This window comes from uncultured Neglectibacter sp. (assembly GCA_937958185.1).
Taxonomy (GTDB): Bacteria; Bacillota; Clostridia; order Oscillospirales; family Acutalibacteraceae; genus Acutalibacter.
On record CALFFN010000024.1, the window covers coordinates 18,871 to 44,702 of the forward strand.

The 25,832-nt window shown below is 55.0% G+C and carries 26 protein-coding genes and 2 rRNA genes; 10 read left to right on the forward strand and 18 right to left on the reverse strand.

Features of this window, described 5'->3' with window-relative positions; genetic code table 11:
• Positions 1-684 precede the first annotated feature (684 nt).
• A complete protein-coding gene (locus AB8996_RS08190) occupies positions 685-1,002 on the forward strand; it encodes a hypothetical protein (RefSeq protein ID WP_369298487.1) in 318 nt (105 codons plus the stop codon).
• 39 nt (positions 1,003-1,041) lie between these two features.
• Here AB8996_RS08190 and rpe read toward each other — a convergent pair whose 3' ends face one another.
• From rpe to rplM, 7 genes are all read right to left on the reverse strand, one after another.
• Positions 1,042-1,671 (reverse strand): ribulose-phosphate 3-epimerase, encoded by a 630-nt coding sequence (gene rpe, locus AB8996_RS08195; RefSeq protein ID WP_369298488.1) that lies wholly within the window; start codon positions 1,669-1,671, stop codon positions 1,042-1,044.
• A 178-nt stretch (positions 1,672-1,849) separates the two neighbouring features.
• A complete protein-coding gene (locus AB8996_RS08200) occupies positions 1,850-2,776 on the reverse strand; it encodes an AEC family transporter (RefSeq protein ID WP_369298489.1) in 927 nt (308 codons plus the stop codon).
• A gap of 106 nt (positions 2,777-2,882) precedes the next feature.
• Complete coding sequence (locus AB8996_RS08205) at positions 2,883-3,176, reverse strand: hypothetical protein (protein ID WP_369298490.1); 294 nt, start codon at positions 3,174-3,176, stop codon at positions 2,883-2,885.
• 592 nt (positions 3,177-3,768) lie between these two features.
• A complete protein-coding gene (locus tag AB8996_RS08210; protein WP_369298491.1) occupies positions 3,769-3,996 on the reverse strand; it encodes a helix-turn-helix domain-containing protein in 228 nt (75 codons plus the stop codon).
• Positions 3,997-4,224: 228 nt separating this feature from the next.
• Entirely contained in the window at positions 4,225-5,619 is a 1,395-nt protein-coding gene (locus tag AB8996_RS08215; protein WP_369298492.1) for a ubiquitin-like domain-containing protein, read from the reverse strand.
• A gap of 972 nt (positions 5,620-6,591) precedes the next feature.
• Entirely contained in the window at positions 6,592-6,993 is a 402-nt protein-coding gene (gene rpsI, locus AB8996_RS08220) for a 30S ribosomal protein S9 (protein WP_369298493.1), read from the reverse strand.
• A gap of 16 nt (positions 6,994-7,009) precedes the next feature.
• Positions 7,010-7,438: a 50S ribosomal protein L13 gene (rplM, locus tag AB8996_RS08225; protein ID WP_369298494.1), complete on the reverse strand. Its 429-nt coding sequence runs from the start codon at positions 7,436-7,438 to the stop codon at positions 7,010-7,012.
• Positions 7,439-7,762: 324 nt separating this feature from the next.
• Between rplM and AB8996_RS08230 the strand changes: the two genes are divergently transcribed.
• From AB8996_RS08230 to AB8996_RS08270, 9 genes are all read left to right on the forward strand, one after another.
• Positions 7,763-8,473, forward strand: a complete 711-nt coding sequence (locus AB8996_RS08230; protein WP_369298495.1) for a tRNA 2-thiocytidine biosynthesis TtcA family protein — start codon at positions 7,763-7,765, stop codon at positions 8,471-8,473.
• 222 nt (positions 8,474-8,695) lie between these two features.
• A 5S ribosomal RNA gene (gene rrf, locus AB8996_RS08235) occupies positions 8,696-8,812 on the forward strand.
• Positions 8,813-9,060: 248 nt separating this feature from the next.
• Positions 9,061-9,177: ribosomal RNA gene (rrf, locus tag AB8996_RS08240) — 5S ribosomal RNA — on the forward strand.
• A 53-nt stretch (positions 9,178-9,230) separates the two neighbouring features.
• Positions 9,231-9,491, forward strand: a complete 261-nt coding sequence (locus AB8996_RS08245; protein ID WP_369298496.1) for a hypothetical protein — start codon at positions 9,231-9,233, stop codon at positions 9,489-9,491.
• Positions 9,492-9,697: 206 nt separating this feature from the next.
• Positions 9,698-10,222, forward strand: a complete 525-nt coding sequence (locus AB8996_RS08250; RefSeq protein WP_369298497.1) for a hypothetical protein — start codon at positions 9,698-9,700, stop codon at positions 10,220-10,222.
• Between the two features lie 45 nt (positions 10,223-10,267).
• Entirely contained in the window at positions 10,268-11,716 is a 1,449-nt protein-coding gene (locus tag AB8996_RS08255) for an MBOAT family protein (protein ID WP_369298498.1), read from the forward strand.
• 53 nt (positions 11,717-11,769) lie between these two features.
• The gene (locus AB8996_RS08260) at positions 11,770-12,120 is read left to right on the forward strand and encodes a DHHW family protein (RefSeq protein ID WP_369298499.1); all 351 of its coding nucleotides are present in this window, start codon (positions 11,770-11,772) and stop codon (positions 12,118-12,120) included.
• Positions 12,121-12,189: 69 nt separating this feature from the next.
• Positions 12,190-13,422 carry a DHHW family protein gene (locus AB8996_RS08265; RefSeq protein ID WP_369298500.1) on the forward strand — a complete coding sequence of 411 codons (1,233 nt, stop codon included), beginning with the start codon at positions 12,190-12,192 and terminating at the stop codon, positions 13,420-13,422.
• 314 nt (positions 13,423-13,736) lie between these two features.
• Positions 13,737-14,693 carry a helix-turn-helix domain-containing protein gene (locus tag AB8996_RS08270; protein WP_369298501.1) on the forward strand — a complete coding sequence of 319 codons (957 nt, stop codon included), beginning with the start codon at positions 13,737-13,739 and terminating at the stop codon, positions 14,691-14,693.
• A gap of 136 nt (positions 14,694-14,829) precedes the next feature.
• On the opposite strand, the gene AB8996_RS08275 is transcribed toward AB8996_RS08270, so the two are convergent.
• From AB8996_RS08275 to rimP, 11 genes are all read right to left on the reverse strand, one after another.
• Positions 14,830-17,022 (reverse strand): polyribonucleotide nucleotidyltransferase, encoded by a 2,193-nt coding sequence (locus AB8996_RS08275; RefSeq protein ID WP_369298502.1) that lies wholly within the window; start codon positions 17,020-17,022, stop codon positions 14,830-14,832.
• Positions 17,023-17,174: 152 nt separating this feature from the next.
• Positions 17,175-17,438: a 30S ribosomal protein S15 gene (rpsO, locus tag AB8996_RS08280; protein WP_369298503.1), complete on the reverse strand. Its 264-nt coding sequence runs from the start codon at positions 17,436-17,438 to the stop codon at positions 17,175-17,177.
• A gap of 198 nt (positions 17,439-17,636) precedes the next feature.
• Positions 17,637-18,551, reverse strand: coding sequence for a riboflavin biosynthesis protein RibF (gene ribF / locus AB8996_RS08285; protein ID WP_369298504.1), 915 nt, complete (start codon positions 18,549-18,551; stop codon positions 17,637-17,639).
• A 33-nt stretch (positions 18,552-18,584) separates the two neighbouring features.
• A complete protein-coding gene (truB, locus tag AB8996_RS08290) occupies positions 18,585-19,487 on the reverse strand; it encodes a tRNA pseudouridine(55) synthase TruB (RefSeq protein WP_369298505.1) in 903 nt (300 codons plus the stop codon).
• Positions 19,488-19,579: 92 nt separating this feature from the next.
• Entirely contained in the window at positions 19,580-20,557 is a 978-nt protein-coding gene (locus AB8996_RS08295) for a bifunctional oligoribonuclease/PAP phosphatase NrnA (protein ID WP_369298506.1), read from the reverse strand.
• A 28-nt stretch (positions 20,558-20,585) separates the two neighbouring features.
• On the reverse strand, positions 20,586-20,963 hold the full coding sequence (gene rbfA, locus AB8996_RS08300; RefSeq protein WP_369298507.1) for a 30S ribosome-binding factor RbfA: 378 nt from the start codon (positions 20,961-20,963) through the stop codon (positions 20,586-20,588).
• A gap of 161 nt (positions 20,964-21,124) precedes the next feature.
• Positions 21,125-23,485 carry a translation initiation factor IF-2 gene (gene infB / locus AB8996_RS08305; RefSeq protein ID WP_369298508.1) on the reverse strand — a complete coding sequence of 787 codons (2,361 nt, stop codon included), beginning with the start codon at positions 23,483-23,485 and terminating at the stop codon, positions 21,125-21,127.
• The gene (locus AB8996_RS08310; RefSeq protein ID WP_369298509.1) at positions 23,482-23,805 is read right to left on the reverse strand and encodes a L7Ae/L30e/S12e/Gadd45 family ribosomal protein; all 324 of its coding nucleotides are present in this window, start codon (positions 23,803-23,805) and stop codon (positions 23,482-23,484) included. Before AB8996_RS08310 ends, infB begins: the two co-directional genes overlap by 4 nt.
• Positions 23,795-24,112 carry an RNase P modulator RnpM gene (rnpM, locus tag AB8996_RS08315; protein WP_369298510.1) on the reverse strand — a complete coding sequence of 106 codons (318 nt, stop codon included), beginning with the start codon at positions 24,110-24,112 and terminating at the stop codon, positions 23,795-23,797. Before rnpM ends, AB8996_RS08310 begins: the two co-directional genes overlap by 11 nt.
• Before the next feature lie 33 nt (positions 24,113-24,145).
• Positions 24,146-25,225, reverse strand: a complete 1,080-nt coding sequence (nusA, locus tag AB8996_RS08320; RefSeq protein WP_369298511.1) for a transcription termination factor NusA — start codon at positions 25,223-25,225, stop codon at positions 24,146-24,148.
• Between the two features lie 39 nt (positions 25,226-25,264).
• A complete protein-coding gene (gene rimP, locus AB8996_RS08325) occupies positions 25,265-25,747 on the reverse strand; it encodes a ribosome maturation factor RimP (protein ID WP_369298512.1) in 483 nt (160 codons plus the stop codon).
• Between the last annotated feature and the right edge of the window lie 85 nt (positions 25,748-25,832).

Consider the following 25,832-nt stretch of genomic DNA (forward strand, 5'->3'; position numbering starts at 1 on the left):
ACCAGCATCACTGCCAGAACCATCGCAAGTGATTTCTTCAGAAACTTGCTTTTGTTCATGATTTCAACCCTCTTAAATTTTAGATTCTCGCAGGGCATGATTTCCCCACGAGTGGAAGATATCTATATCATACCTTTTCGTCCTGAAAAAAGCAAGTCTTTTTTTCAACTTTTTTAACGAATTTACATAATTTTTTCGTTTTGCCAAAAAAGGCTCAGAAATGGCTTTCCCATGCGATTTTCAGAAGTTTTTCCCCCTGATTTTTTTCGCTTTCTTAGAAATTCTTCCATGTTTTGCCGCAGCAAAACGAACCATTTTTAGCAAAATTGACCGCTCTTTTTCGCGGTTTTTCCGTATTCTTCTGAGTTTTCCACGGAAAAAGCGACAGGATTTCAAGGGCTGTGGAGTGTTTTTTGCAAAAAAGTTATACTATATGTAATGGAAAAATCTACACGCTCTTCTTTTTTCGTCACACGAAAGGCACCTTCCCCGCATAAAATACCAGTGACCCATCTCTCAACATTTCCCGCTCAATATTCTAACAACTAATCTCTAATTACTAACAGCTGACTGGAGGTGCTGCCCTTGAGGTTGAAATTCCGGGATATTACAACCTCTGTTGCCGCACCAGAGATTTATTTGTTCGTTTCAGTATGGCAGTAATAAGGAAAAGAGGTGCTGCCTTTGAGGTTGAAATATCCTGCACAGCCCCTTGTCTTCTGTTTTTCGGGGGTTTCCGCCCTGTGTGGGGCGGTAACGCGCTTATACGGCTCTGCCCCGGACGCCCCGGCGCTTCTCAGCCTGTACCGGGGCAGGTATTATCTGGCAGTTTCCGCCGCGCTGCGGGAAAGACGGCAGGTTTTTCTTGCGGCAGCGGAGTTTGGCGCATATCTGGGCGCGGCTCCTGTGCTGTACGCCTACTATGCGGAGCACGGCAGAGAGCTGAGCCGGAACGCCATTGCCGAACTGGGCGCAGCCCTGAACCGGGGCAACAGCTTATGATGGGAGAAAATCCCCGGAGCGTTTCCGGGGATTTTTTGTTCAGCAGTTCTTCAGCTCGCGTATCGCCGCTGCCGGGTCCGGCGCACGAAAGACGGCGGTGCCTGCCACCAGGATATCCGCATCGGCAGCATGGCAGAGAGGGGCGGTCTCCGCGTTGACGCCGCCGTCGATCTCCAGCAGGGCGGCGGGGAACATGGCGCGCAGAGGGGCAAGCTTCTGCAAACAGCCCTCGATCAGCTTCTGCCCGCCGAAGCCGGGCTCTACCGTCATAACGGTGATCAAAAACAGGTCGCGGGGCAGCTTTTCCAGCGCTTCCGGCGGCGTGCCGGGACTGAGGGCAATGCCGGGCTTCGCCCCGTTTTCCCGAATGGCGGCAATGACGGCGGCAGGGTCGTCGCTGCTTTCCACATGAAAAGCGATACTGTCCGCGCCGGCGGCGCAAAAGGGCTTGATGTAGGCAAGGGGGTGCTGCAGCATCAGGTGGACGTCAAAATGCAGGGGCGTTTTGTCCCGAAGGGCGGCGACCACCGGCGGACCGATGGAGATATTGGGAACAAAGCAGCCGTCCATTACGTCGATATGGAGCATGTCCGCGCCAGGAATACGCCGCAGCTCCTGCCCTAAGGCAGAAAAATCCGCTGCCAGCAGCGAAGGGGCAATTTTACTCATGGGAACTCCTTTTGGAACGAGTTTTTCTATCCCTATTATATAGGACAGCTAAAAATTTTTCAATGACAAAAGCAAACGCCCGGCTTATATCAATAAGCCGGGCGCGATCTATGAGAAAGCGGCAGCGTGTAGCGGTCGCCGCTCTCCTATACTATGCTTCTCGAAAAAAAGCGTTCGCCTACAGCACGCCGCACGCCCATTGTGCCAAAATCGTGAAAATCGGGATCGTAACAATGGAAAGCACGGTGGACGCCGCTACGGTTTTGGAAGCCAGCGCAGAGTCCTGATGATATTCCACGGCAAAGAGCACCGTATTTGCCGCCACGGGAGCGCTTGCCTGGATCACGCTGCTGATAAACAGGTCCGGCTCCGGGCGGATCAGCAGCAGCACGGCAAAATACAGGGCAGGGCAGAAAACCAACCGCAGAAAGCACATTTTATACACGTTCCAGTCCGTCAGGAAGGACTTCACGTCCACCCGCGCCACATAGCTGCCAATGACCAGCATGGCGAGCGGCGTGTTCAAGCCGGACAGGAAACTGATGGGTTCCCGGATCACCGCGGGGAGGGTCACGCCGGAGAAGTAAATGGGCAAGCCCACTGCCAGCCCGATAATGCCGGGGTTCAGAATAGCGGTTTTCAGGTTCAGCCTGCCGCCGCCCATCATCACATAGCCGTAGGTCCAGCAGATGAGGTTAAAGACCACCACAAAAAACGAGCCGTACACCACGCCCTTGTCGCCGACGATCCCCTGGATCAGCGGCAGCCCCATGAACCCGGCGTTGCTGAAGATCATGGAAAAGCGCAGCACCTTCCGGCGCTCCGGCGGCTCCCTGCGGAACATGGCATAGCTGATGACAATGCTGATCGCCATGGACAGTGCAGACACTGCCGCCGCCAGCAGCAGGTCCCCCAAAGCCAGATCCCTGCCCGCGCCGATCAGAGAATTGATGATAAGGCAAGGCGTGACTATCTTGATCAGCAGGGAGGTGATCTCCGCCGCTCCCTTTTCCGTGAGCATTCCGGTTTTTGTAATGAGATAGCCCACCACGATCAAGACCAGCATAACGCCGACCTTGCTTACCACAGTCATCATCGCTTCCATATCTGCCCCTCTTTCCCTTTTCCATTATAAATGCAATTTTGAAAGCGGCAAAAAATCCTCATTTGCCGAATCAAGCTTTTCCCGCAAAAGCACAAACCCCGCACCGCTATTTTTCCTGTTTGTCCGAATCCTTTTTTCCATCCTTTTCCATGTTCCGGCGGCGCTCCAAAAAGAAAAAGACGGTCAGCACCACCAAAGCTACGCCCGCAACACAGCGCAGGGCAATGCCCCAGCCTCCCTCGAAGAGATTGACCTCCGGCAGCAGGGTATCCGCCAGCCACCAGCCGCCCAGCAGGAGGAAGAAACCGCCGGCAAAATAAAAGACCTTATTCTCCCTGGACAGGGAAAATATCAAAATCAGCCCTACGATAAACCACATGCACGCGTAAAAATAGCCCATTCGCCAGTCCTCCTACAGGTGATGAAGATATTATATCCGCTTGGGAGAAAAAATACAAGCACCTGCGGTGCGGCACACGTGAAGCTGCCGGGTGCGATTGGCAAATGCGCGACCCGACCACAAGCAGAGATATTATTACAGTAACTTTCTGCGGTGCGGCACACGTGAAGCTGCTGGGTGCGATTGGCAAATGCGCGACCCGACCACAAAATACATCTACCGTTTGGAGAAGCCCGGTGCTTTTCCGCAAGGAAAAGAGGACCGCTTCGCGGTTCAGGGGTTCTCCCAGATGATCGCTTGCGATCATCTCACCTGCGGTGGGCACTCGGGAAGCTGCCGGGTACTGTTCGCAAACGCACGACCCGACCGCAAGCAGAGATACTATTGCAGCAAACTTCTGCGGTGCGGTATTCGGGAAGCTGCCGGGTACTGTTCGCAAACACGCGACCCGACCGCAAAGAAAAGATATTATTGCAGTAACTTTCCGCGATCTGGTATTGCTTATAGAAAAAGGACAAACCGCAAACATCGTGGCTTGTCCTTTTCATGTATACTTCAGCTTCTCCCGTGGCAGGGCGCTGTCTTTACGTCTTTAATCCTCAAACAATTTTGAAACAGGTATCTCCAGCACCTCTGCTATTGTAAACAGGGTTTCCATGGAAACGCCAAAAGGGCGGGTCGGGCTTTCAATTTTTGCCAGATAGGACCATGAAATTCCCACCTTATCGGCAAACGCTTCCTGGGTCATGCCCTTCAGCTTTCGGAAATACTGCACCTTCAGCCCAAATTTGATATATTTTTGCGGATATTTGGTCTGCATACTTATCACCCTGTAGAAAGGGTACCACAATTCCGCGATTTCATTTATAGCTTTTGTTTGCTATTTATAGCAATTCAATGATATAATAGAGCAATTGAAATATCTATGAAGGCAGGCTTTCATAGATAAGGTGACAGCAGGCGGCTCATTTTTTCTGTTTCCCAGCGAATGTTTTTCGGATAAAAAAAGCAGACCTCAAAGCTGAGGTCTGTCAATTTTTATTTTGATTTAGGAAAGAATGTAGATCACCATGTCGCGGCGACCGATAATGCTGCACTCTTCAATGGTGTCATAGCACAGGTCGGCAAGGATATCGCCTGCCATCGCCGCGCCGCCGGTATCACACGCCACGCCGTACCCATAGACGATGCTCCCGTCGGGAGAGGTGATGTACATTTTTGTGCCATAGGGGATAATATTGGGATTCACCGCAATACAGCCGTAGCCGGCGGTCGCCCCGGTAGAAGTAGTCGGGTTGATGGGATAATACGCCGTGCATTCTCCTACCAGCTTCTGGGAATAGGAAATCGTATTGCCGCTGGCGTCTACAAACGTTCCCGCGGATACGCCGCTTCCATTGCCTCCGCTGTAGTCAGGGCGGTTGCTCTCCCGCTCCTTTGTGCCTTTTGCAACGACCTGCGGCACAGGCTCCTTCAAAATCTCCTCGGAGACCTTTTCCCTGCCGTCCAGCTCGCCGCCCACATAAAGCAGCTTGTAGGTCACTTCCTTCTGACCCTTTTCGCCATAGGTGCGGATCTCTTCTTCGTCTTCATACATGGAATCGGAAGTCACATACTGGATCGGGTAATCGATCTCCTCCAGCTCCTTGACCTTTTCCGTTTTCACACGGGTAACGATAACGTGCATTCCCTCGGTCAAATGCGAGTTGCCGTCCACGTTCAGCTTATCGTCTTCCGAAAGGACAACGCCGCATTTCTTCAGCGCCGCGCGGACAGTAACGGCGGAAACCTCATATTCGTTTGTTTTGCCGTCCGCGGTGACCTTAATCTTCACCGTGCGGCTGACCCGAATGTTCATCTTGTCAAACAGCGGCTCGTTGAGACCATAATTTACGGAATCCTCGCTTTGCAGCGTAACGCCCGCCTTGCTCAGGGCGTCCGCCACTGTGCCGCCCATCATGGAATAGGTTTTCTTCTCACCGTCGGCGATCACGGTCACCTGGCACAGCCTGCTGATTTCCACAGACAGCCCGGAGGTCACCGCCGTGTCGCGGGAAGGCGTGATCTCATCTGTATCCTTAATTCGGATATTGTTATCTTCCAGCGTCTTTTCTACAGTGTCTCCCCGGTAAGCGATCAAATTGGTGCGCTTACCTCCTTCGTTCACCACAATGGAAACGCCCCGGCGAATGTTCACCGTGGTGGTGTTTCCCACCTGCTCATACATATCCAGCGGGCTCAAAGGCTCCAGCCCAAGGGCTTCCGCCTGAGCGAGTATCTCGCCCATGTTTGTGCTGTTCATGCTGAACGTATAAGACTTATCTCCGTCGATCACATTGGCGGAGACAGTGTTTGCCATAACAGTTGCAAACGAGGATACACTGAACACGATCGCCAGAACCAGCACCATCGCGCCCCGGATCGCCAGAAGCCTGGGTGCCATTTTTCTGTGTTTTCCGTGCATACTAATGCTCCTTTCACCGTCTGGGCAGACGGCTTACAGTGGCTAGTATAGTAAATATTTACCGAGGTGTCAAAATTTTTCGGCAGTCAGTTTTGTATGATTTGCACAAATCTGAATGGACTATTCCTTGACATAACACCTTTTTCGCGGTTTTTTGTCCACTTTCGTCCGCTGTTTTCCAAGTTATGGAAACCTGCGCCTGTGCAATTTGCAAAAAAATGAAAGGTTACAAAAAAGTTTCAAAGATAAAAAATGAAAAATTTTTGCATAAATATTCACGAATCTGTGAAGTTATTCAGCTTTATCACTGATTTTTCTCCGAAAATTGTATAAACCCATAAGGCTTATGCAGAGGGTTCCTCCGAAGACCCGCCTGTCGCCCCACTTTCGGCTGTTACCTTTTGCCCTGGAACCACATCGCGGAGATCGTCTGCTTCAAACGTCTGTTCTAATTTTTGCATGGAAATACATTTTTCAAGAGCCTGTTTCGCGTTCTTTTCCAAAAAACGTCCTACATGTAAAGCAAAACAGCTTTACAAGAAGTCGGGCAGTTTTCTTTTCTACCACACATGATACTATACATATTATAGAAAGATGTTTTTGCTTTTTACCCCGACCGTCCTGTGATGTAAAGCGCAGCCGGCAGGAATTTGCGCCCTTGCAAAAATCGAAAGCCCAAATGCCGTTGAAAGACAGCTTTCATTTTCAGGAGCCGCCTTTCCGGCAGGGAAAAGCCCCCGTGCAACGCACAGGGGCTTTCTTGCTTCGTTTGAGAATCTGAAAGAGCCGGGTGGACCGAAATTATCTCCTGGAGAACTGCGGCGCACGGCGCTTTCCGATTGAATTGCCCCCTCGCTCCCACTGCTTCGCAGCCGAACCGCTTCGGGACGGCAAGGTCCGCCCGCAAAAAAGCACCCACCGCAGTGAGTGCTTTTGATACTGAAAAATGATTTAGCGCTTGCTGAACTGAGGCGCACGGCGTGCGGCTTTGAGGCCGTACTTCTTTCTTTCCTTCATTCTGGGGTCGCGGGTCAGGAAGCCTGCCTTCTTCAGTACGGAGCGAAGATTCTCGCTGTCATACTGGAGCAGCGCGCGGGCAACGCCATGGCGGATCGCGCCGGCCTGCCCGGTAACACCGCCGCCGGAAACCCGGCACACGATGTCAAACTTGCCGTCGGTATCAGTGAGCGCCAGGGGCTGGCGCACAATGTACTTCAGGGTGTCCAGACCGAAATAATCGTCGATATCTCTATCGTTAATGGTCACCTTGCCGGTTCCCTGATAAAGGCGGACTCTGGCAACGGAGCTTTTGCGCCGTCCAGTACCGTAAAAATAAGGTGCAGTTTCGTACATGATTCAAGTCCTCCTCTTAAAAATTCCACTCTGCGGGCTTCTGTGCGGCATGCTTGTGCTCAGCGCCGGCATAGACGCGCAGGCGGCTCAAAGCGTCGCGACCGATGGAGCTGGAGGGGATCATACCCTTCACAGCCAGCTGCATGGCAAGCTCGGGCTTGGTGCGCATCAGCGTGTCGTAGCGGACCGCCTTCAGATGACCGATATACCCGGTGTGGTGATAGTAATACTTCTTTTCGGCTTTACCGCCGGTGAGGACAACGTCCTTGCAGTTGATGACGATGACATGATCGCCGCAGTCCACATGGGGCGCAAAGGTGGGCTTGTGCTTTCCTCTGAGCAGCACGGCTGCCTGCGCTGCCACACGGCCAAGGGGCTTGCCGGCAGCGTCGATCACATACCAGTTCCGCTCAACCTGTCCGGCTTTAGGCATGGTAGTTGACATAGCTTGTTACCTCCAACAAATTTTCCATCTCAATTCCGAAACGGGCGTTTCCCCCGTCGGTTGGGAACAAATTGATTTCTGCCTCTCTTTGAGAGCGCTTCCCTATGATATCACAGGACTTTTTCAGTGTCAACACTTTTTTCGGTTCTTTTTAATCTGCTTTTATCATTCTCCTGTTTTCTCCTGTTTTCATATCTTTTTCTCTCGAATCCTCATTCTCTGTTTTTCAATTCTCATGATGTTTCTCCTGCAAAACCCGGAACTGGAAATCGAAGACCCTCTATGCTATAATTATTTTATTAAGAACAAAAACAGGGTGATCGTATGCAAAAATTGATTGGCAAAGTACGGGCGGCGGTGGAGAGGTATCAGCTTATTGAAGAGGGGGACGCTGTCGGGGTGGGCGTATCCGGGGGAAAGGATTCGCTGTTTTTGCTCTGCGCGCTGAAGGAGCTTTCCCGGTACTATCCCAAAAAATTTACCCTTACCGCCATCACCGCCGACCCCTGCTTTGGCGGGCAGGAAACCGATTTTTCCAAAATCGCTTCCCTGTGCGGCAGGCTGGATATCCCTTACATCGTGCGGCGCACCAATCTGGGGCAGGTGGTCTTTGAGGACCGGCAGGAGACGAACCCCTGCAGCCTCTGCGCCAAAATGCGCCGGGGCATTCTCCACAACATCTGCCTGGAAGCCGGCTGCAATAAGATCGCCCTGGGTCACCACTATGACGACGCCGTGCAGACCTTTCTGATGAACCTGTTTTACGGCGGGAAGCTGGGCTGTTTTTCGCCGAAAAGCTATCTTTCCCGGAAAAACATCACCCTGATCCGCCCGCTGATTTTCTGCGGGGAGCGGGAGATACGAAACGCCGCCGCCAGAATGGAGCTGCCCGTGGTGAAAAGCCGCTGCCCTGCCGACGGCGCCACCGCCCGGAAGGACACCGAGGTGCTGCTCGCCAAATTGGAGCAGGATTTCCCCGATTTGAAGGCAAAAATCCTCGGCGCCATGCAGCGGGAGCATTTGGACAACTGGTGAATTAGTAGTTAGCAATTTAGAAATTAGTAATTAGTTGTTGGGGTGATGGAAATGTCAGGGGGTGACCTCCAGGTCTTGTGGCGGCGGTTTTTTTCCTCTCAAGGATTTGCGGTTTTTAAGAAAAAGCTGAAAAATTTGAAAAATAGGCTTGACCTTTCCCCGGCGCTGTGGTATCATAGTGAAGCTGTCAAGAGAGCAAACGCTTTCCGAAGCAGTGACACAGTTGGTGTTGATTACGGCGAGGGTCCACCCGTTCCCATCCCGAACACGGAAGTTAAGCTCGTTCGTGCCGAAGATACTTGGCTGGTGACGGCCCGGGAAAATAGGTGTTCGCCAACACAGAAAAGAACCGTTTGCTTAGACGGTTCTTTTGTTTTTCTTTCAAACTGACCCGGCTTTTTTCGGCAGTCTGTTTGGTTTCATTTTTCCAGGGGGTCCTTTTCGTCTGTGGAAAGCTTTTCTGGGAACGCCGGGACTCCCGCGATTTTCCACCGTTTCAAAAAAATGAAAAATTTTTTGAAAAAAGACTTGCATTTTTCAAAAAGCCGTGATATGATAGTAAAGCTTTCTCAAAGAGGAAAGCGACAGTTGGTGTTGATTACGGCGAGGGTCCACCCGTTCCCATCCCGAACACGGAAGTTAAGCTCGTTCGTGCCGAAGATACTTGGCTGGTGACGGCCCGGGAAAATAGGTGTTCGCCAACACACAAAAACAGTCGCCCAGCAGGGCGGCTGTTTTTTATATTTAGAAAAATTCCTTGGGATTTTTCAGAAAAGCAGCTTGCTGCTTTTTCCCTGATTGGGACAGCTGCTTTTTTGTTTATTTAAAGAAAAATCCCTTTGGGATTTTTCAGAAAAGCGGCTTGCCGCTTTTTGCCCAACTAGGGCGGCTGTTTTTTATGTTTAGAAAAATTCCTTGGGATTTTTCAGAAAAGCAGCTTGCTGCTTTTTCCCTGATTGGAACAGCTGCTTTTTTGTATTGTATTAGAAAAGCGACTTGTCGCTTTTTTCCCAGCTAGGGCGGCTGTTTTTTATTTAGGAAAATCCTTGGGGATTTTTTCTTTTTTCAGAGAGCTTTTGAAAACGAAATTTCCCCATTCTGATTGGAGTTCCTTTTTGCGGCAGGTTTTCCAAATTTGACAAAGAAATGGCTTGACTTGCCACCCTAAATGCTTTAGACTGTAATTAGTATTCTTTATTTAATTGTATACGAGGAGAAACCCCTATGAAAAAAGGAAAATTCGGCATTGTTCTGTGCTTTTACCCCATCGTGGCGTTTGCCGCCGTGATCCTTCAAGCATTCTGGCTCTGCGCCCTGATGCTGGTGATCGCCGCGTTTCTGGAAAAGGACGAATGGGCTGCCCGGCAGACGCTTCAGGCAAGTGTGCTGGCTCTGATCGTCTGGTTCTTTGACAATGTGCTGCGGCGGGTCGTGGGCTGGGTCTCCCTGCCCTTCTTCTCCAGTGCCGTCAGCGTGGTCACCACGGCGCTGTCGGTCATCGTTACTCTGGCAGCGATCGTGCTCAGCATTTTGGCAATGATCCGGGTCATAAAGGAGCAGGAAGCGAACCTTCCCCTGCTGTCCGACCTTGCCTATCGGGTGTACGGCAAAAAGGCGATCAAGCCCATTTCCTATCCCCAGGCTTACGGTCAGCCCCCTGTGCCGCCCGTCTATCCCCAGCAGCAAAATCCCTACAACCCGCAGCAGCCTGTCCAGCCGGAAACGCCCCCGCAGAATAATCAGCCGTAAGGCACTGTCACAGTATATCAGCTTGAGGAAAGGAGGAAAAAAGCCGTGGTGTTCTCATCCCTTGTGTTTCTCTGCGTCTTTTTTCCTCTGCAAATGCTCCTGTACTCTTTCTGCCGGAGCATCGAAACAAAAAACACCGTCCTGATCCTCTTTTCTCTGGCGTTTTACGCCTGGGGCGAGCCCTTCTACATTCTTATTCTGCTGTTTATGGCATTTGCCGACTGGCTTATTTCCCAATGGATCGGAAAATACCGGGGTACGGGGAAAAGCAGATTTTTTCTCGTTCTCGGCTGTTTGATCGACTTGGGGCTGCTTTCCTTTTTCAAGTACGGCACCTTTACCGCGGAAAATTTCCACCGCTGGTTCGGCGTCCCGGAGATCGTTCCCCAGATCGCCCTGCCCATTGGCATTTCCTTTTACACCTTTCAGCTGGTATCGTACCTGGTGGACGTGTACCGCGGGGAAGTGCCGCCCCAGCCGAAATTCCGCCGGCTGTTGCTTTATGTGTGCCTGTTCCATCAATGTATCGCGGGTCCCATTGTCCGCTACAGGGACGTGTCGGAGCAGATTTTATCCCGCCATGTCACCGGCGAGGACATGCGGAACGGCGTCAACCGTTTTGCCTCCGGGCTGGCAAAAAAGGTCTTGCTGGCAAATGTTTGCGGGAAGCTTGCTTCCCTGACCATTTTTGACGGGCTTGCGGTCCATCGGGCGGAGAACCTTGCAAAGCTGCAAGCCGCTCCGGCGCTGTCCCTTTGGCTGGGCTGCTTCGCCTACATGCTTCAAATTTACCTGGATTTTTCCGCCTACTCGGACATGGCGATCGGCATGGGTCTGATGGTAGGCTTCCGCTATAAGGAAAACTTTGATTATCCCTATTTGTCCCGGTCGGTCACCGAATTTTGGCGCAGGTGGCACATGTCCCTGTCCAGCTTTTTCCGGGACTATGTGTATATCCCCCTGGGCGGCAACCGAAAGGGAAAGCCGCGGCAGGCGCTGAACCTGTTTATCGTGTGGCTGCTTACCGGCATGTGGCACGGGGCGGACTGGAACTTTATCCTGTGGGGGCTTTACTATTTTGTGTTCCTCGCCCTGGAAAAGTTTATTCTGCCCGGGCTGCGGCGGCTCCCGGCATTTTTTGGTCACCTGTACACGCTGATTATTGTATTTTTCGGCTGGATCCTGTTCTACTTCCGGGATTTCACCCAGGCGTGGGTGGTGGTAAAGGGTCTGTTCTGCGGCAACGGCAACGCTTTCCTGAGCTTTGAAGCTACGAACCAGCTTTTGAACTACTGCTTCCTGCTGCTGGTCGCCGTGCTCGCCTGCACCCCCCTCGCCCGGACGCTGTACCACAGGCTCTGCTCCTCTTCCAATGCCGTGGCGGTGGTCTGCGGCACGGTTATGGAGTGGGTGCTCCCCGTGGCGGCGCTGGTCCTTTCCGCCAGCCTGCTGGTGGGCGATTCCTACAATCCGTTTTTGTATCTGCAATTTTAGCTTTTTGATTTTTATGTTTTGCTTTTTATCTTTATGGCAAGGGAGGGTCTGCCATGCGTCACGCAAAGGAATATCAGCGGGGCTCCCGCATTAAAGCGGTGCTGTTTTTCGGCGTGCTGCTTTGCGGGCTGGTCTTCTCTTTGCTGCTGCCCCTGCGTCCAAAAGACTCTCTGCTGGAAAAGCGGGAGCTTACCAGGTTCCCGGAGTTTTCCGTGGAAAGCCTTTTGAGCGGCGAGTATTTTCATGGCATTGACACCTGGTTTTCCGACACCTTCCCCGCGCGGGACTGGTTTTTAGAGCTGAATAAAACCATTCGTTCCTTCTACGGCATCCGCACGGTGGAAATACACGGCGAGGTACAGCAGGGAGACGATATCCCCGACACCCCTTTTACCGGGAACTGAAACAACGCCCCTGATCCGATCAGGCGGGAAGCTTTAAGATACACAGGAAATGAGAAAGGAAATGGTAATATGGAAAGAGAATATGTTCACCGCAGTAATTCCTCTGTGCCCAACCGGCGCAGGACAACCCCTTCCGGCGGGTATAATCGCCGCAGAAAAAGCGGTCCCCCTCCCTTTCTTTTTCTGGCTTTGGGCTTGATCGTGGTCATCGTACTGGCAGTCATTTTATGGAAATTTGTGTTCAGCAGCGGAGAGAAGGACCCCGCGCCCGCTTCCTCGGCGCCCAATTCCTCTGCCGTTTCCTCCCCTGATCTGAGCAGCCCGTCCTCGGCTGTGGCGCCCACACCCACTCCCGTTCCCACGCCTCCGGCGGAGAAAATCCCCAGCGGCTCTGCGGAGCAGCTCAGCACCCTGCTGAAGATTGGGGACACGGGCTATGAATACTACAATTTTGTGGAAGAGCGGGCAAAGGATTACATCACCACAGTCTGTGACGCCGGGACCCAGCTGGGCAGCAGCATCACCCTGTACAATATGATCGTCCCCACCAGCATGGACATCATGCTGCCGGAAAGCTATATTCAGGAGAAAAATATCAACAGCTCGGATCAGAAAAAGGCGATCGACACCTATTTATACCCCTCCATCAACAGCATCAATCCCAGCGTGAAGACCGTGCCGATTTTTGACGCGCTGAAGCTTCACAATAACGATTATCTCTATTTCCGTACCGACCACCACTGGACGCAGCTTGGCGCCTATTACGCCTACGTGGAATTCTGCAAGGCAAAGGGGATCGCCCCCAACGCCCTGGAGGACTATGAAAAGTCCACCTATGACGGCTTCTTGGGCAGCTTTTATTCCAGCGACCCCAACGATGATATGCTGAACCACCCGGATACGGTGGAGGTCTACCGTCCCAAAGCCAACGCCACCCTTTCCTACACCGATTCGGACGGCAACGTGGTCGAAGATTGGCCCATCATTCAGGACGGCGACACCTATGATGACGAGATGAAATACCTCATTTTCTGCGCCGCCGACCAGCCCTATGAAGAAATCGTCAACAAGGACCTGACCGACGGCTCTGCCTGCCTGGTGGTCAAGGAGTCCTTCGGCAACGTGTTCATTCCCTTCCTCGTGGATCACTACCAGACCGTTTACGTGGTGGATTACCGTTACTATAACGGCGATATTTCCGATCTGGCGCAGGAAAAAGGCGTCAGCGATGTGATCCTCATCAACAACATTTCCATGACCCGGAACGAGGAGTTGATCGACGCCCTGGGCGAGAAATTCTAGCGGCGAGCCACCGCAGGCACTCGGGCGGCGAGCCGCCGCGGGCGCTCGAGAAGCCGCTTGGTACGGGAGGGAAGTAATTATCCCGACCACAAGGCAGAAAAAAACAGGTGGGAAACTATTGGTTTTTCATGAAACAGCAGGACCCCCGAAGGCGTACATGCTTTCGGGGGCTTTTCAGAATGCCGCCGCTCTCAGAAAAAAAGCTGAAAAAAGCCAGGGGGAAAGCTTTCGTTTTCCGGCAGATTTTCCGCAACTGGTGTTAAGACCTGCTCCGGGGAACCATGCTATACTGGGCTTGTCAGGGGGGATAAAACATGTACAGGTATCAGGAAACCGTCCAGAAAATGGTCTGCTGGGTAGAAAGCAACCTGCGCAATGACCCGACCCTGCTGGAAATGTCAAGGCAGGTGGGGTATTCGCCGTGGTACTGCTCCTCCATGTTCCACCGGGTGTATGGGTGCACCCTGAGAAGCTATGTGACCCGCAGGCGGTTGACCCAGGCGGCTATAGAGCTTCGGTGCAGCCGGCGCCGTATTCTGGACATCGCCCTGGATTGGGGCTTTTCCGGTCAGGAAGCTTTGACCAGAGCCTTTCGGGAGGAGTTCGGTCTTTCCCCCGCCGCCTATCGGAAGCACCCCGTGCCGATCCCGCTCACCATGAGCAAAGACGTGTTCCACCCCTGGCAATATTCCGCGATGTATCCATCGCAAAAAGGAGATGGCAGCATGAGCACAAACGAACTGAGAGAAGCCAGAGTAAGAACGGAGTATATCCCCGCTCACAAGTACATTGGCATTTGGGAACCCCGCGCCACGGGCTACGGGGATTTCTGGAGCTATCACGACTGCGACCAAGTCTGCGGCATCATAGAAAGTATGCGGGACAGCGCCCACCCGGTGGTCACTCCCCACACAGCAGGCTGGGTGCACAGAGATGGCAGGCACGAATATTTTTACGGCTTCGGGGTGCCGGAGGATTACAGCGGTCCCGTGCCGGAGGGCTTTGAAGTCAGGAGCTTTCCGGGCAGCTATTATCTGGTGTTTTTCCACCCGCCCTTCGACTACATGGAAAATAACGGTGAGGTCATGCGGCGGGTAGAGGAGCTGGCATGGAATTACAATTTGAACAAAACAGACAGCGACCCCAGCGGTATCAGCACCGCCGGGCTTGCCGGGAAATTCCAGTGGAACGAGGACGTCTGCCAATGCTACCAGCGGCACTACCCGGAGGGCATTGGCTATGAGATCCTGCGCCCGGTGCGGCTGAAATAAATTTCGCTCAATAAATCAATAGAGAGTCCTCCCACTCCCCACCCATTGCAGTTTGCTGCAAAAACCCCGCTGTTCCAAAAAACAGCGGGGTTTCCATTTTCAAAAATATTTGAAATCAGTTAACGCTTCAAAAGGCTCAGCGTCTGTCGTGGTCTCTCCGGGGGCGGCGGTCACGATCGCCGCGGTCACGGCGGGGACCCCTGTCCTCGGAAATATCGTTCTCCGGCACAGCGCCGTCCAGGTCGATCAGCGCGTCCCGGCGGCTCAGGTTCAGCCTGCCCTTGTCGTCGATCTCCAGCACCTTGACCTTTACCGTGTCGCCCACGTTCACCACATCGGTGACATGCTCCGTGCGCTTGATATCCAGGCGGGAAATGTGCACCAGACCCTCCTTGCCGGGGGCGATCTCCACAAAGGCGCCGAAGTCCATAATGCGGGTGACCTTGCCGTTGTAGTAGGAGCCGGGCTCGGGATCGTTGACAATGGTATCCACGATATCCAGCGCTCTGCGGCATTTCTCCAGATCCAGACCTGTGATATATACGTGACCGTCCTCTTCCACGTCCATGGTGATCTCGCACTCGGCGCAGATTTTCTGAATGACCTTGCCGCCCGTGCCGATGACCTCGCGAATTTTATCCACGGGGATCTGGGTAGACAGCATTTTGGGCGCGTACTTGGACAGCTCGGGACGAACCTCGGGGATCGCCTTCAAAATGATCTCGTCAATGATATAATTTCTTGCCTTATGGGTCTTTTCCAGCGCTTCCTTCACCATTTCGGGGGTCAAACCGGAAATCTTCAAGTCCATCTGAATGGCGGTGATACCCTTTTTGGTGCCGCCCACCTTGAAGTCCATATCGCCGAAGAAGTCCTCAATGCCCTGAATGTCCACCATGGTCATCCAGCGGTCGCCCTCGGTGATCAGACCGCAGGAAATGCCGGCGACAGGCGCCTTAATGGGCACGCCCGCGTCCATCAGCGCCAGCGTAGAGCCGCAGATGGAAGCCTGAGAGGTGGAGCCGTTGGAGGAAAGCACCTCGGACACCAGACGCAGGGTATAGGGGAACTCCTCCATGCTGGGGATCACAGGCACCAGAGCGCGCTCCGCCAAAGCGCCGTGACCGATCTCACGCCGACCGGGTCCGCGGCTGGGGCGGGTCTCGCCTACGGAGTAGGAGGGGAAATTGTAGTGGTGGATATACCGCTTGGATTCCTCCTCGTCGATGCCGTCCAGCAGCTGGTTGTCCCGGATAGAGCCCAGCGTCGCCACGGTCAGCACCTGGGTCTGCCCTCTGGTGAACATGCCGGAGCCGTGCACCCGGGGCAGCAGGGCGACCTCCGCCGCCAGAGGACGCATATCGTCCATGCCGCGGCCGTCCACGCGCTTCTGCTCGTCCAAAAGCCAGCGGCGCACCACGTATTTCTGGGTCAGGTACATACACTCGTCGATCTTCGCTTCCTGCTCGGGATAAATTTCATCGAATTTCTCATGTACCTTTTCGTAAACGGGCTTCAGTCTCTCGTCCCGCACGTTCTTGTCGTCGGTATCCAGCGCCGCGCGGACGTCGTCCTCGGCAAAGCTCTTCACTGCCTCGAACATTTCCTCTTCCGGCTTGTTGGAGGGGTAGGTGAACTTATCCTTGCCGATTTCAGCCTGAATGCCCTTGATAAACTCAATGATTTTCTGGTTCGCCTCATGCCCTGCCATAATGCCGTTGTACATATCCTCGTCGGACACCTCGTTGGCGCCGGCTTCGATCATGGCAATGCGCTCAGAGGTGGAAGCCACGGTGACCGCCATCTGGGAGACCTTCCGCTGCTCCGCGTTGGGATTGATGACAAACTCGCCGTCGACAAGCCCCACGGAAACGCCGGAGATCGGTCCGTTCCACGGAATGTCCGAAATGGACAACGCGATGGAGGTGCCCACCAGAGCGGCGATCTCGGGGGAGCAGTCCTGATCCACGGACATGACCGTGCAGACGATGGAAACATCGTTGCGCATATCCTTGGGGAACAGGGGGCGAATGGGGCGGTCGATCATACGGCAGACCAGAATGGCTTTCTCGCTGGGTCTGCCCTCCCGCTTCAGGAAAGAACCGGGAATCTTGCCCACGGAATAGAGCTTTTCTTCAAAATCCACAGACAGCGGGAAAAAGTCGATCCCGTCTCTGGGCTTGGCGGAGGCGGTAGCAGCCACATGGACCACCGTTTCGCCATAGCGCACCAGGCATTCCCCGTTTGCCAGCTGACCCATTTTCCCGGTTTCCACGACCAGCGGGCGACCGGCAAACTCCGTTTCGTACACCTTAAAATTCTCAAACATACTTTTACTTCCTTTCCAACTTCCCGCGGGCTTTCTCCCCGCTCTCTCAAAAACGCGTCCGGGCGGCGCTTTTCCTGATGATTTTACCCGGTGAAAAGAACAAAAGGCTGGGCGCTGGTCAGACGACCTGCACACAGCCTGTGTTTCCGATTTTACTTACGCAGACCCAGCTCCGCAACGATAGCACGGTAGCGCTCAATATCGATCTTCGTCAGATAATTGAGCAGGCTGCGTCTCTGACCGACCATCTTCAGCAGACCGCGGCGGGAATGGTGGTCCTTCTTATTCTCGCGCAGGTGCTCGGTCAAGTCATTGATCCGCTTGGTCAAAACGGCGATCTGCACCTCGGGGGAGCCTGTGTCTCCCTCGTGGCGGGCATACTTCTGAATGATCTCTGTCTTTTCTGCTTTTGTCATGTTTTTCACCTTTCCGCGGCTTTGCCGCTTAAAAATACACCCTTGGGAAACGGATTGCCCCGCTTCCGCATATTCCCAGACCGAGGTTGGTGTGTCCACGACCCGAGGATAGGGCAGCCTGATTATTTTACCACAGAAAATCCTGTTTGTAAAGCATTTTCCCAACTTTTCCGGGGAGATTTTCCCAAAACCGCTTTGCTATCCCCGCAAAAAGAAAGGGTCTTTCGTCGTCAGCGTTTTTGCCTGTTCGGCATTCTTTTGAATTTCCGCCTTCAGCTCTTCCAAAGAATCAAATTTCCGCTCCGGGCGAATGAAGTAGAGCAGGGAAAGCCGCAGGCGCTTTCCGTACAGGTCGCCGGAGAATGCGGGGATCCACGTCTCCGCCAGCACCCTGTCCGAGCCAACGGTGGGCTTCACGCCGATATTGGTCACGCTGAAATATTTTTCGCCGCCCAGCTCCACAAAGGAGGCGTATACGCCGAAAGGCGGCACGGCGAAATGCTCCGGCAGCGGCTGATTGATGGTGGGGAAGCCCAGCCTTGTTCCAATATGGTTCCCGTGCACCACCTCTCCCGCATAGCCGAAGGGTCTGCCCAGCAGGCGGTTCGCCGTGGGGATATCCCCCTCCTTTACCGCCGCCCGGATACGGGTAGAGCTGATCTTCTCCCCGTTTTCCTCCACGGCGGGTAGGACGGTCAATTCTATTCCCGCCTTTTCGCACAGCGTCCGCAGCATGGGGACGTCTCCCCGCGCTCCCCTGCCAAATCGGAAATCCTCGCCGCAGCAAAGCCTTTTTGCCCTGCAGCGTTCCAGTAAGGTGGTCTGGAAAAATTCCTCCGCGGGAATGTTCTTTACCTGAGAAAAGCACAGGGAATACAGCCGGGAAATGCCCGCTTCCCGCAGCAGCTTTTCCTTTTCCTCCGCCGTGATAAGCGCCGCGCCCCCGGAAGGGCTGCTGGAAAAGGTCAGCACTCCTGCGTGATCGGCAAAGGGAGGCTCCGCTGCCGCCCGGATCACCGCCATGTGCCCCCGGTGCAGCCCGTCGAAAGCTCCCAGCGCCAGAGAGCATGGCTCAGTTTCCCGAATCTGCTCCGGCTCCGTCACGACCTGCATTGCCCCCGCTCCTTTCCCAAGATTTTCTCAAAATCAGGCGAATCCTTTCAAGAACCGCAGTTCATTCTGCTCCGTATTTGCCCTTGCCAGCCCCAGAAATTTTCCGTCCGCGCCGTAAATGCACAGCCGCATTCCCTCTGTGAGGGCGATCCTGGGCATTCGGAGACGCTCCACCGAAAGGGCGCCGCCGTTTGTGAACCGTACCGCCTGCGCCGGGCTCACCGCTACCGCCGGGTACTCGTCAAACAGGCTCTCCACCGGGCGCAGCACTGTGTACAGCGTACCGTCTGCCGCTTTTTGCCGGAGGGCGTCCAGCGGCAGGGCTTCCTTCTCTGAAAACCCGCAGGCGCGCACCCGCCGCAGGGCGGTCATGGTGCCGCAGGTGCCCGCCGCTTTGGCAATGTCCTCGATCAGCACCCGGATATAGGTGCCCTTCGAGCAGGACACCAGCAGCACACCTTCCTGCTTTTTTTCCTCGTAGGCTTCCAGCGTCAGTCCGCTGATGGTAACGGCGCGGGGCGGGCGCTCTACCTCGATCCCTTTTCTTGCCAGCTCATAGAGCCGTCTGCCGCCGATAGAAACAGCGGAGTACATGGGCGGGACCTGCTGTATTTCCCCTCGAAATTTTTCCAGCGCCTGTTCCAGCTGTTCCCGGGAAACAGCGCTGTTGCCGGTTTCCACCACTGCTCCCGTCACGTCGCCGGTGTCCCGGCGCTCGCCCAGGCGAAACCCCGCCCGATAGGTTTTTTCCGTATCGGGCAGCAGGTCGGCGGCTTTGGCAGCCCTGCCCAGCAGCAGGGGAAGCACCCCCGTCGCCATGGGGTCGAGGGTGCCGGTGTGTCCTATCTTTTTTTCCTGAGTAAGCCCCCGCATCACCGCCACCGCGTCAAAGGAGGTGAAGCCAGGGGGCTTGTCCAGTATGATGACTCCGTTCATAATAATTGCTCCGCTTTTAGTTGTTAGATATTAGCCGTTAGTTGTTAGACCAGGCTCCCGTGAAAAAAGATGTCCCGCCCCTTTCTAACCAACTAATTACTCACAGCTAACAACTCCTCTTCGCAGGCGGCTTTCAGCCTTTCCGCCGCTTCCTCCATGGAAATGCCGGAAAAGGAACAGCCCGCCGCCCCCGTATGCCCGCCGCCGCCGAACTTTTCACAGATCGCCGCGGCGTTTGCGGGAGGGTTGGTGCGCAGGGAAGCCTTTACCGTGCCGTCCGCTTTTTCCTTTATGGTAACGCCGATCAGCACGCCCTCCACCTGCCGGGGGAGGGAAGCCGCGCCCTCTACATCGCTGTCCTGCGCGCCGGTTTGCCGCAAAATGCTTTGAGGTACCCGGATCATGGCGCATTTGCCATCGCAGAAATATTCCATGGTGGCAAGGATCAGCTTCTCCGCTTCCATCTGTGCTTTTGTCTTGCATTCCCACATCAGACGGTTGATTTCCGCCGCGTCCGCCCCGGCTTCGATGGTCTCCGCCGCAAGGCGGTACGTGCGGGGGGTGGCGTTTCGGTAACGGAGGCACCCGGTATCGGTGGTGATGCCGGTGTACACGCAGTCCGCCATAGCCTTGTCGGCAGTCACGCCCAGCTCCTTTAAGAGCAGCCAGATCAGTTCCGCCGTGGCGGCGCTGTCCTCTTCTACCCAGCGGGCTTTTGCAAACGCCTTGTGAGTGCCGTGATGGTCGATGGCAAGCTCGATTTTTTCCCCGTATTCTTCCTGTAAGCTGCCCAGCAGCACCGTGTCTGCCACGTCCACGCTGACGATATGCTCCGGGGAAAACTGTGCCGGGCCACCCAGCGGCAGACCCTGAAACAGGTAATCGAATTTCTGTGGAATTTCGTCCGCGCAGCGGAAGCTTACCTGCTTGCCCAGGGAAACGAGCCCTCTCATCAGGGCGCAGGCGGAGCCAAGGGTGTCCCCGTCCGGGGAGGCGTGGCTCAGCACCAGAATATGATCCCATTGCCGGAGCAGCCCGGCAGCTTCCTTGCAGGAAATTTCCTTGCCCATTTCTGTTCCTTTCCGCCGTGGGAGAAGCTCACTCCTCGGTTTTTTCGGCCTCAGAAGTGCCCATTGGCTCCAAATCGTTCAAAATGCGGGAAATATGCGCGCCGTATTCAATGGAATCCGTGGGCTTGAAGATCAGCTCCGGCACATGGCGCAGGGAAAGGCTTCTTCCCAGCTCGTGGCGGATATAGCCCGCCGCGGACTTCAAGCCCTTTACCGCGGTCCTGGTTTGCTCCATGCCCTCCATGGTGCTGACGTACACCGTGCAGTAGGACAGGTCGTTTGTGACCTCCACCCGCACCACGCTCAACAGGCAGTCCTTTACCCGGGGGTCCTTTACCTCCCGCAAAATGGCGGAAAGCTCCCGCTTGATATCTTCTGTTACCCGGTCGATTTTATAACTCGGCATACAGTCTCCTTCATAATAGATATTAGATATTGGTAATTAGCAGTTAGAGAGGAGATTGAGGGCGAGATTCTTCGCATAGCAATGCCTGCATTGCTATTTCTCAGCAAATGACAGGATCTCCCTTGCCCTTTCTCTAACAACTAATTACTATAAGCTAACGACTAATCTCTATACTCTTCCATTTCATAGGCTTCCAGAATATCCCCCTGTTTGATATCGGAGAATTTTTCCAGCGTAATGCCGCAGTCGTAGCCGTCCGCCACCTCGCGCACATCGTCCTTGAAGCGGCGCAGGGAAGCGATCTTGTCGTCCGCCACGATGATACCGTCACGCACCACGCGCACCAGGGCGCTGCGGGTGATCTTGCCGGAGGTGACGTGCCCGCCGATGACGATGCCCACATTGGAGATCTTATAGGTTTCCCGGCACTCCGCCTTGCCCAGCGCGATCTCCCGGTACTTGGGCGCCAGCATACCCTTCATGGCGGACTCAATTTCTTCGATACAGTCATAGATAATGCGGTACAGCCGCAGATCCACGCCGTCCCGCTTGGCGTTTTCCTCCGCCACCGGGTCGGGGCGGACGTTAAAGCCCACCACAATGGCGTTGGAGGCATTTGCCAGCATGACGTCGCTTTCGTTGATAGCGCCCACGGCGCCGTGGATAATATTGACCCGCACCTCTTCGTTTGTCAGCTTTTCCAGCGACTGGCGGACGGCTTCCACAGAGCCCTGCACATCGCCCTTGACGATGATCTTCAGCTCCTTCATGTCGCCTTCCTTCATCTGGTCGAACAGGTTATCCAGCGTGACCTTGGTCTGGGAGCGGAAGGCTTCCTCCTTCTGCTCTGTCAGGCGCTGCTCCACCAGCTCCCTTGCCAGGCGCTCATCGGAAACAGCGTTGAAAATGTCGCCGCCCACGGGCACGTCGTTCAGACCTGTGATCTCCACAGGCACGGAGGGTCCTGCCTCGGTTACCTTTCTGCCCTTATCGTCCATCATGGAGCGCACCCGCCCCACGGTAGTTCCGGCAACGATGATATCCCCGGCGCGGAGGGTGCCGTTTTGCACCAGCACGGTGGCGATGGGCCCCATGCCCTTGTCCAGCCGGGCTTCCACCACCGTGCCCTTGCCGGCGCGGTCGGGGTTCGCTTTCAGCTCCGCCATATCGGCGGTGAGAATGATCATTTCCAGCAGGTCGTTGATGCCCTCCTTGGTATGGGCGGAAACGGGGATACAGGGCGTATCTCCGCCCCAATCCTCGGGCACAAGACCGTGCTCGGTAAGCTGCTCCTTGACCCGCTCGGGGTTGGCGCCCACCTTATCCATTTTGTTGATCGCCACGATGATGGAGACCTCCGCGGCTTTGGCATGGTTGATGGCTTCCACCGTCTGGGGCATGATACCGTCGTCGGCTGCCACTACCAGCACGGCAATATCCGTGACCTGCGCGCCTCTGGCGCGCATGGTGGTAAAGGCGGCGTGCCCGGGAGTGTCCAGGAACGTCACGTCCCGGTCGCCCACCTTCACGCGGTAAGCGCCGATGTGCTGGGTGATGCCGCCGGCTTCGCCCTCTGTCACATTGGAGTGGCGGATCACGTCCAGAATGGAGGTCTTGCCGTGGTCAACGTGCCCCATGACCACCACAACGGGCGCTCTGGGCACCAGGTTTTCTTCTTCGTCCTCGCTGTCGTCGATGATACGCTCCTCGATGGTGACGACCACTTCCTTTTCCACCCTGGCGTGGAACTCGTCTGCCACCAGCACGGCGGTGTCAAAGTCAATGGTGTCGTTGATGGTGGCAAACACGCCCAGAGCCATCAGCTTTTTGATGATCTCCGGGGCTGTGACCTTCAGCCGCAGGGCAAATTCGCCCACGGTGATCTCGTCCGGCACCTCGATGGTGATGTGCTTTGCCTTGCGCTCCTGCGCGATACGGCGCAAACGCTCGGCTTCCGTCTCCCGCTTGCCGCGGTGCATCTGCCCGCGCCGCTGCTGGTTGCGGTTCGTAAACTTCTGCTTTGTCACCACGTTATCGGTCCTGACCTTCTGGTCCGCCAGGCGGTCGTATTTTTCATTGTACCGCTCGATGTCCACATTGGAGGAACGGGTGTCGATGACCCGGCGCACCGGCTGGGTATGCTCCACAATGACCTGCGCGGGCTGCTCCTTTTCCGGGGCTTTCTTTGCCGCCGGGGCAGCGGCGGGCTTTGCCGCTTCTTTCTTTTTCTCTGCCGCCGGGGCTTTTTTCTCCGGCTTTGTTTCCGGCTCCGCCTTCGGGGCTTCCTCCTCCGGCTCTACAAGAACTGCCGGCTGATCCTCCCGCTCGGCAAAGTAAACGTCCAGAGACTCCATGTTCCGCTTCTGGGTGAACAGCTCGAACACCACGTCCAGCTCTTCCTCAGTCAGCACGGTCATATACTTTTTCGGCTCGGGGAAATATTCCGCCAGCCCGTCGATCACTTCCTTATTCTGGATCTCCAGGTCCTTGGCAACTTCCCGTACTCTGTATTTGATCATCATAGGCTAAGTTCCTCCTTCTCTTGTTCCAACACCTTGAGCAGCGCGGTGGCAAAGCCCTGCTCCGTCACCGCCAGCACCCCGGCTCTCACGCCGCAGGCATGCCCTGTTTCCTCCATGCCCGCTTTCACTCTGACCGTAGGTATCCCCGCCCGGTCTCCCTCATATTTCAGGTTTTTCACCGTTTTTTCCGACACGTCCTCCGCCGCCACAAGCAGCTTTGCTTTTTTCCCTCTGGCGGCGGAAACGGCGGCGTCGAAGCCCGCTTCTATCTTCCCGGCGCGCCGGGCAAGCCCCAGCAGGGACAGCGCCTTATCCTTCATCTTTGCCGATCTCCTCCTCCATGCGGCCGTACACCTCATCGGAAATCCTGCAGGAAAACGCTTTTTCCAGCCGCCGGGCTTTTCTGGCTTTTTTCAGGCATTCCGGGTTCCGGCACAGGTACGCTCCCCGTCCCGGCTTTTTCCCGGTCAGGTCCAGGGAAATCTCCGGCGGCAGCGGGTTCCCCGCCTCGTCCAGCTGTTCCGGGGCTTTCACCACCCGCACCAGCTCCTTTTTCGGCTTCATTTCACCGCAGCCGGTACACATTCGCAGGGGTATCTTTTTCTTGCGCACAGCGCTGTGCATCATGCTCCCTCCCTTGCCCAAAATACTGCTTTTTCTTTATTCTTCTCCAAAGAAGCCGCTTTCCGGCTTGATGTCGATCTTCCAGCCGGTGAGCTTCGCCGCCAGCCTTGCGTTCTGCCCCTTGTTGCCGATCGCCAGCGAAAGCTGGTTATCCGGCACGGTGACCTTGCAGGAGCGGGAACCGTCCTCCGCTACCTCTACGGAGATCACATTGGCGGGGGAAAGCGCCGCCGCGATAAAGGCGCAGGGGTCTTCGCTGTATTCCACAATGTCTATTTTTTCGCCGCCCAGCTCGTCTACGATCTCCGAAACTCTGGCGCCCCTGGCACCGATGCAGGCGCCCACGGCGTCCACGTCCGGATTGTGGCTGATGACTGCCAGCTTGGTGCGGGAGCCGGCTTCCCGGGAAACCGCCTTGATCTCCACCGTGCCGTCATAAATTTCCGGCACCTCTGTTTCAAACATGCGCTTTACAAGCTCCGGGCGGGTCCTGGAAATGATGGCTTTCGGTCCCTTTTCCGTCTCCCGGACGTCGACTACATAGACTTTTATGTAGTCGCCCTCCCGGACAGACTCCTCGCCGATCTGCTCGTTCTTGGGCAGGACCGCTTCCGCCTTGCCGATCCGCAGGGAGATCGCCCCGGTTTTGGGGTCTACCCGCTCTACCAGGGCGCTGACCAGCTCCTGGTACTTGGACTGGAACTCCTGCATGACCTGCCCGCGCTCGCTGTCACGGATCCCCTGCCGGATAATATTTCTGGCGGTCTGCGCCGCCACTCTGCCGAACTGCTTGGTGTCCAGCTTTTCCCTGACAAAGCCGCCCACCTCGGCGGTGGGGTCGGTTTCCTTTGCCTTATCCAGCAAGATCTGGCGGTTGGGGTTTTCCACCTCTTCCACGATCTCACGCTTCAGGAACACGTCGAATTTCCCGGTGGCGGGGTCGATATCCATGTCCACGTCTTCATTGCCGTAATTGTTTTTGCAGGCGGTGGAAATTGCCTTCTTGATCTTATCCAGCATAAATTCCGCCGGAATGCCTTTTTCCTTTTCCAGCAGCTCCAGCGCCAGAAATAATTCTTCGTTTCCCTGCTTCTCGGGTTCTTTTTTCTTTGCCATGGTACTTTTCTCTCCTTTTTCCGTTTCCGGGATTTTTCCTCACAGCTCTTCGATGACGTTCACTGAGGAACATTCTTTCTTTTCTAAGGTACAGCTGGTTTCCTCGTCCAGCTGCAGCTCAAATTCTCCGCCGGGCTCCGCGCGCAGCAGCACGCCCTCCAGCACCCGTGTGCCGTTTTCCAGCGGACGAATGAGCTTTACCCGCACCGGCTCCCCAATATATGCCTGGAAATGCTCCGGGCGGGTGAGCTTCCGCTCCCAGCCGGGGGAGGACACCTCCAGCACATATTCCTGAGAGATGGGGTCTTCCCTGTCCAGCACCGGGTCGATGGCATGGGTCATATCCACGCAGTCGTCAATGGAAACGCCGCCGTCCTTGTCGATGAAAACACGGAGATACCAGTCCGCGCCCTCCTTGACAAACTGCACGTCCCAGACCCGCAGCCCCAGCTCCTGTGCCAAAGGCTCCGCCATGTCCCGCACCCGTTCCGCCGTACTTTTCTTTTTGCCTTCCGGGTTCAAGCTCATCCCTTCCTTTCCATAAGCAAACAAAAGAGCGGGTCGCCCCACTCTTTCATCATCGTCCTATTACCATCACTGATTATAC

What these genes read in the sequence shown, in the direction of transcription:
- rplM (WP_369298494.1), bottom strand. Translation starts at nt 7,438, where the DNA reads ATGTCAACTACCATGCCTAAAGCCGGACAGGTTGAGCGGAACTGGTAT.
- rpsI (WP_369298493.1), bottom strand. Translation starts at nt 6,993, where the DNA reads ATGTACGAAACTGCACCTTATTTTTACGGTACTGGACGGCGCAAAAGC.
- rpsO (WP_369298503.1), bottom strand. Translation starts at nt 17,438, where the DNA reads ATGACAAAAGCAGAAAAGACAGAGATCATTCAGAAGTATGCCCGCCAC.
- rpe (WP_369298488.1), bottom strand. Translation starts at nt 1,671, where the DNA reads ATGAGTAAAATTGCCCCTTCGCTGCTGGCAGCGGATTTTTCTGCCTTA.
- AB8996_RS08275 (WP_369298502.1), bottom strand. Translation starts at nt 17,022, where the DNA reads ATGTTTGAGAATTTTAAGGTGTACGAAACGGAGTTTGCCGGTCGCCCG.
- ribF (WP_369298504.1), bottom strand. Translation starts at nt 18,551, where the DNA reads ATGCAGGTCGTGACGGAGCCGGAGCAGATTCGGGAAACTGAGCCATGC.
- AB8996_RS08310 (WP_369298509.1), bottom strand. Translation starts at nt 23,805, where the DNA reads ATGAAGGATAAGGCGCTGTCCCTGCTGGGGCTTGCCCGGCGCGCCGGG.
- AB8996_RS08250 (WP_369298497.1), top strand. Translation starts at nt 9,698, where the DNA reads ATGAAAAAAGGAAAATTCGGCATTGTTCTGTGCTTTTACCCCATCGTG.
- AB8996_RS08270 (WP_369298501.1), top strand. Translation starts at nt 13,737, where the DNA reads ATGTACAGGTATCAGGAAACCGTCCAGAAAATGGTCTGCTGGGTAGAA.
- rbfA (WP_369298507.1), bottom strand. Translation starts at nt 20,963, where the DNA reads ATGCCGAGTTATAAAATCGACCGGGTAACAGAAGATATCAAGCGGGAG.
- nusA (WP_369298511.1), bottom strand. Translation starts at nt 25,225, where the DNA reads ATGGCAAAGAAAAAAGAACCCGAGAAGCAGGGAAACGAAGAATTATTT.
- rnpM (WP_369298510.1), bottom strand. Translation starts at nt 24,112, where the DNA reads ATGATGCACAGCGCTGTGCGCAAGAAAAAGATACCCCTGCGAATGTGT.
- infB (WP_369298508.1), bottom strand. Translation starts at nt 23,485, where the DNA reads ATGATGATCAAATACAGAGTACGGGAAGTTGCCAAGGACCTGGAGATC.
- AB8996_RS08260 (WP_369298499.1), top strand. Translation starts at nt 11,770, where the DNA reads ATGCGTCACGCAAAGGAATATCAGCGGGGCTCCCGCATTAAAGCGGTG.
- AB8996_RS08295 (WP_369298506.1), bottom strand. Translation starts at nt 20,557, where the DNA reads ATGGGCAAGGAAATTTCCTGCAAGGAAGCTGCCGGGCTGCTCCGGCAA.
- truB (WP_369298505.1), bottom strand. Translation starts at nt 19,487, where the DNA reads ATGAACGGAGTCATCATACTGGACAAGCCCCCTGGCTTCACCTCCTTT.
- AB8996_RS08265 (WP_369298500.1), top strand. Translation starts at nt 12,190, where the DNA reads ATGGAAAGAGAATATGTTCACCGCAGTAATTCCTCTGTGCCCAACCGG.
- AB8996_RS08210 (WP_369298491.1), bottom strand. Translation starts at nt 3,996, where the DNA reads ATGCAGACCAAATATCCGCAAAAATATATCAAATTTGGGCTGAAGGTG.
- AB8996_RS08230 (WP_369298495.1), top strand. Translation starts at nt 7,763, where the DNA reads ATGCAAAAATTGATTGGCAAAGTACGGGCGGCGGTGGAGAGGTATCAG.
- AB8996_RS08215 (WP_369298492.1), bottom strand. Translation starts at nt 5,619, where the DNA reads ATGGCACCCAGGCTTCTGGCGATCCGGGGCGCGATGGTGCTGGTTCTG.
- AB8996_RS08205 (WP_369298490.1), bottom strand. Translation starts at nt 3,176, where the DNA reads ATGGGCTATTTTTACGCGTGCATGTGGTTTATCGTAGGGCTGATTTTG.
- AB8996_RS08200 (WP_369298489.1), bottom strand. Translation starts at nt 2,776, where the DNA reads ATGGAAGCGATGATGACTGTGGTAAGCAAGGTCGGCGTTATGCTGGTC.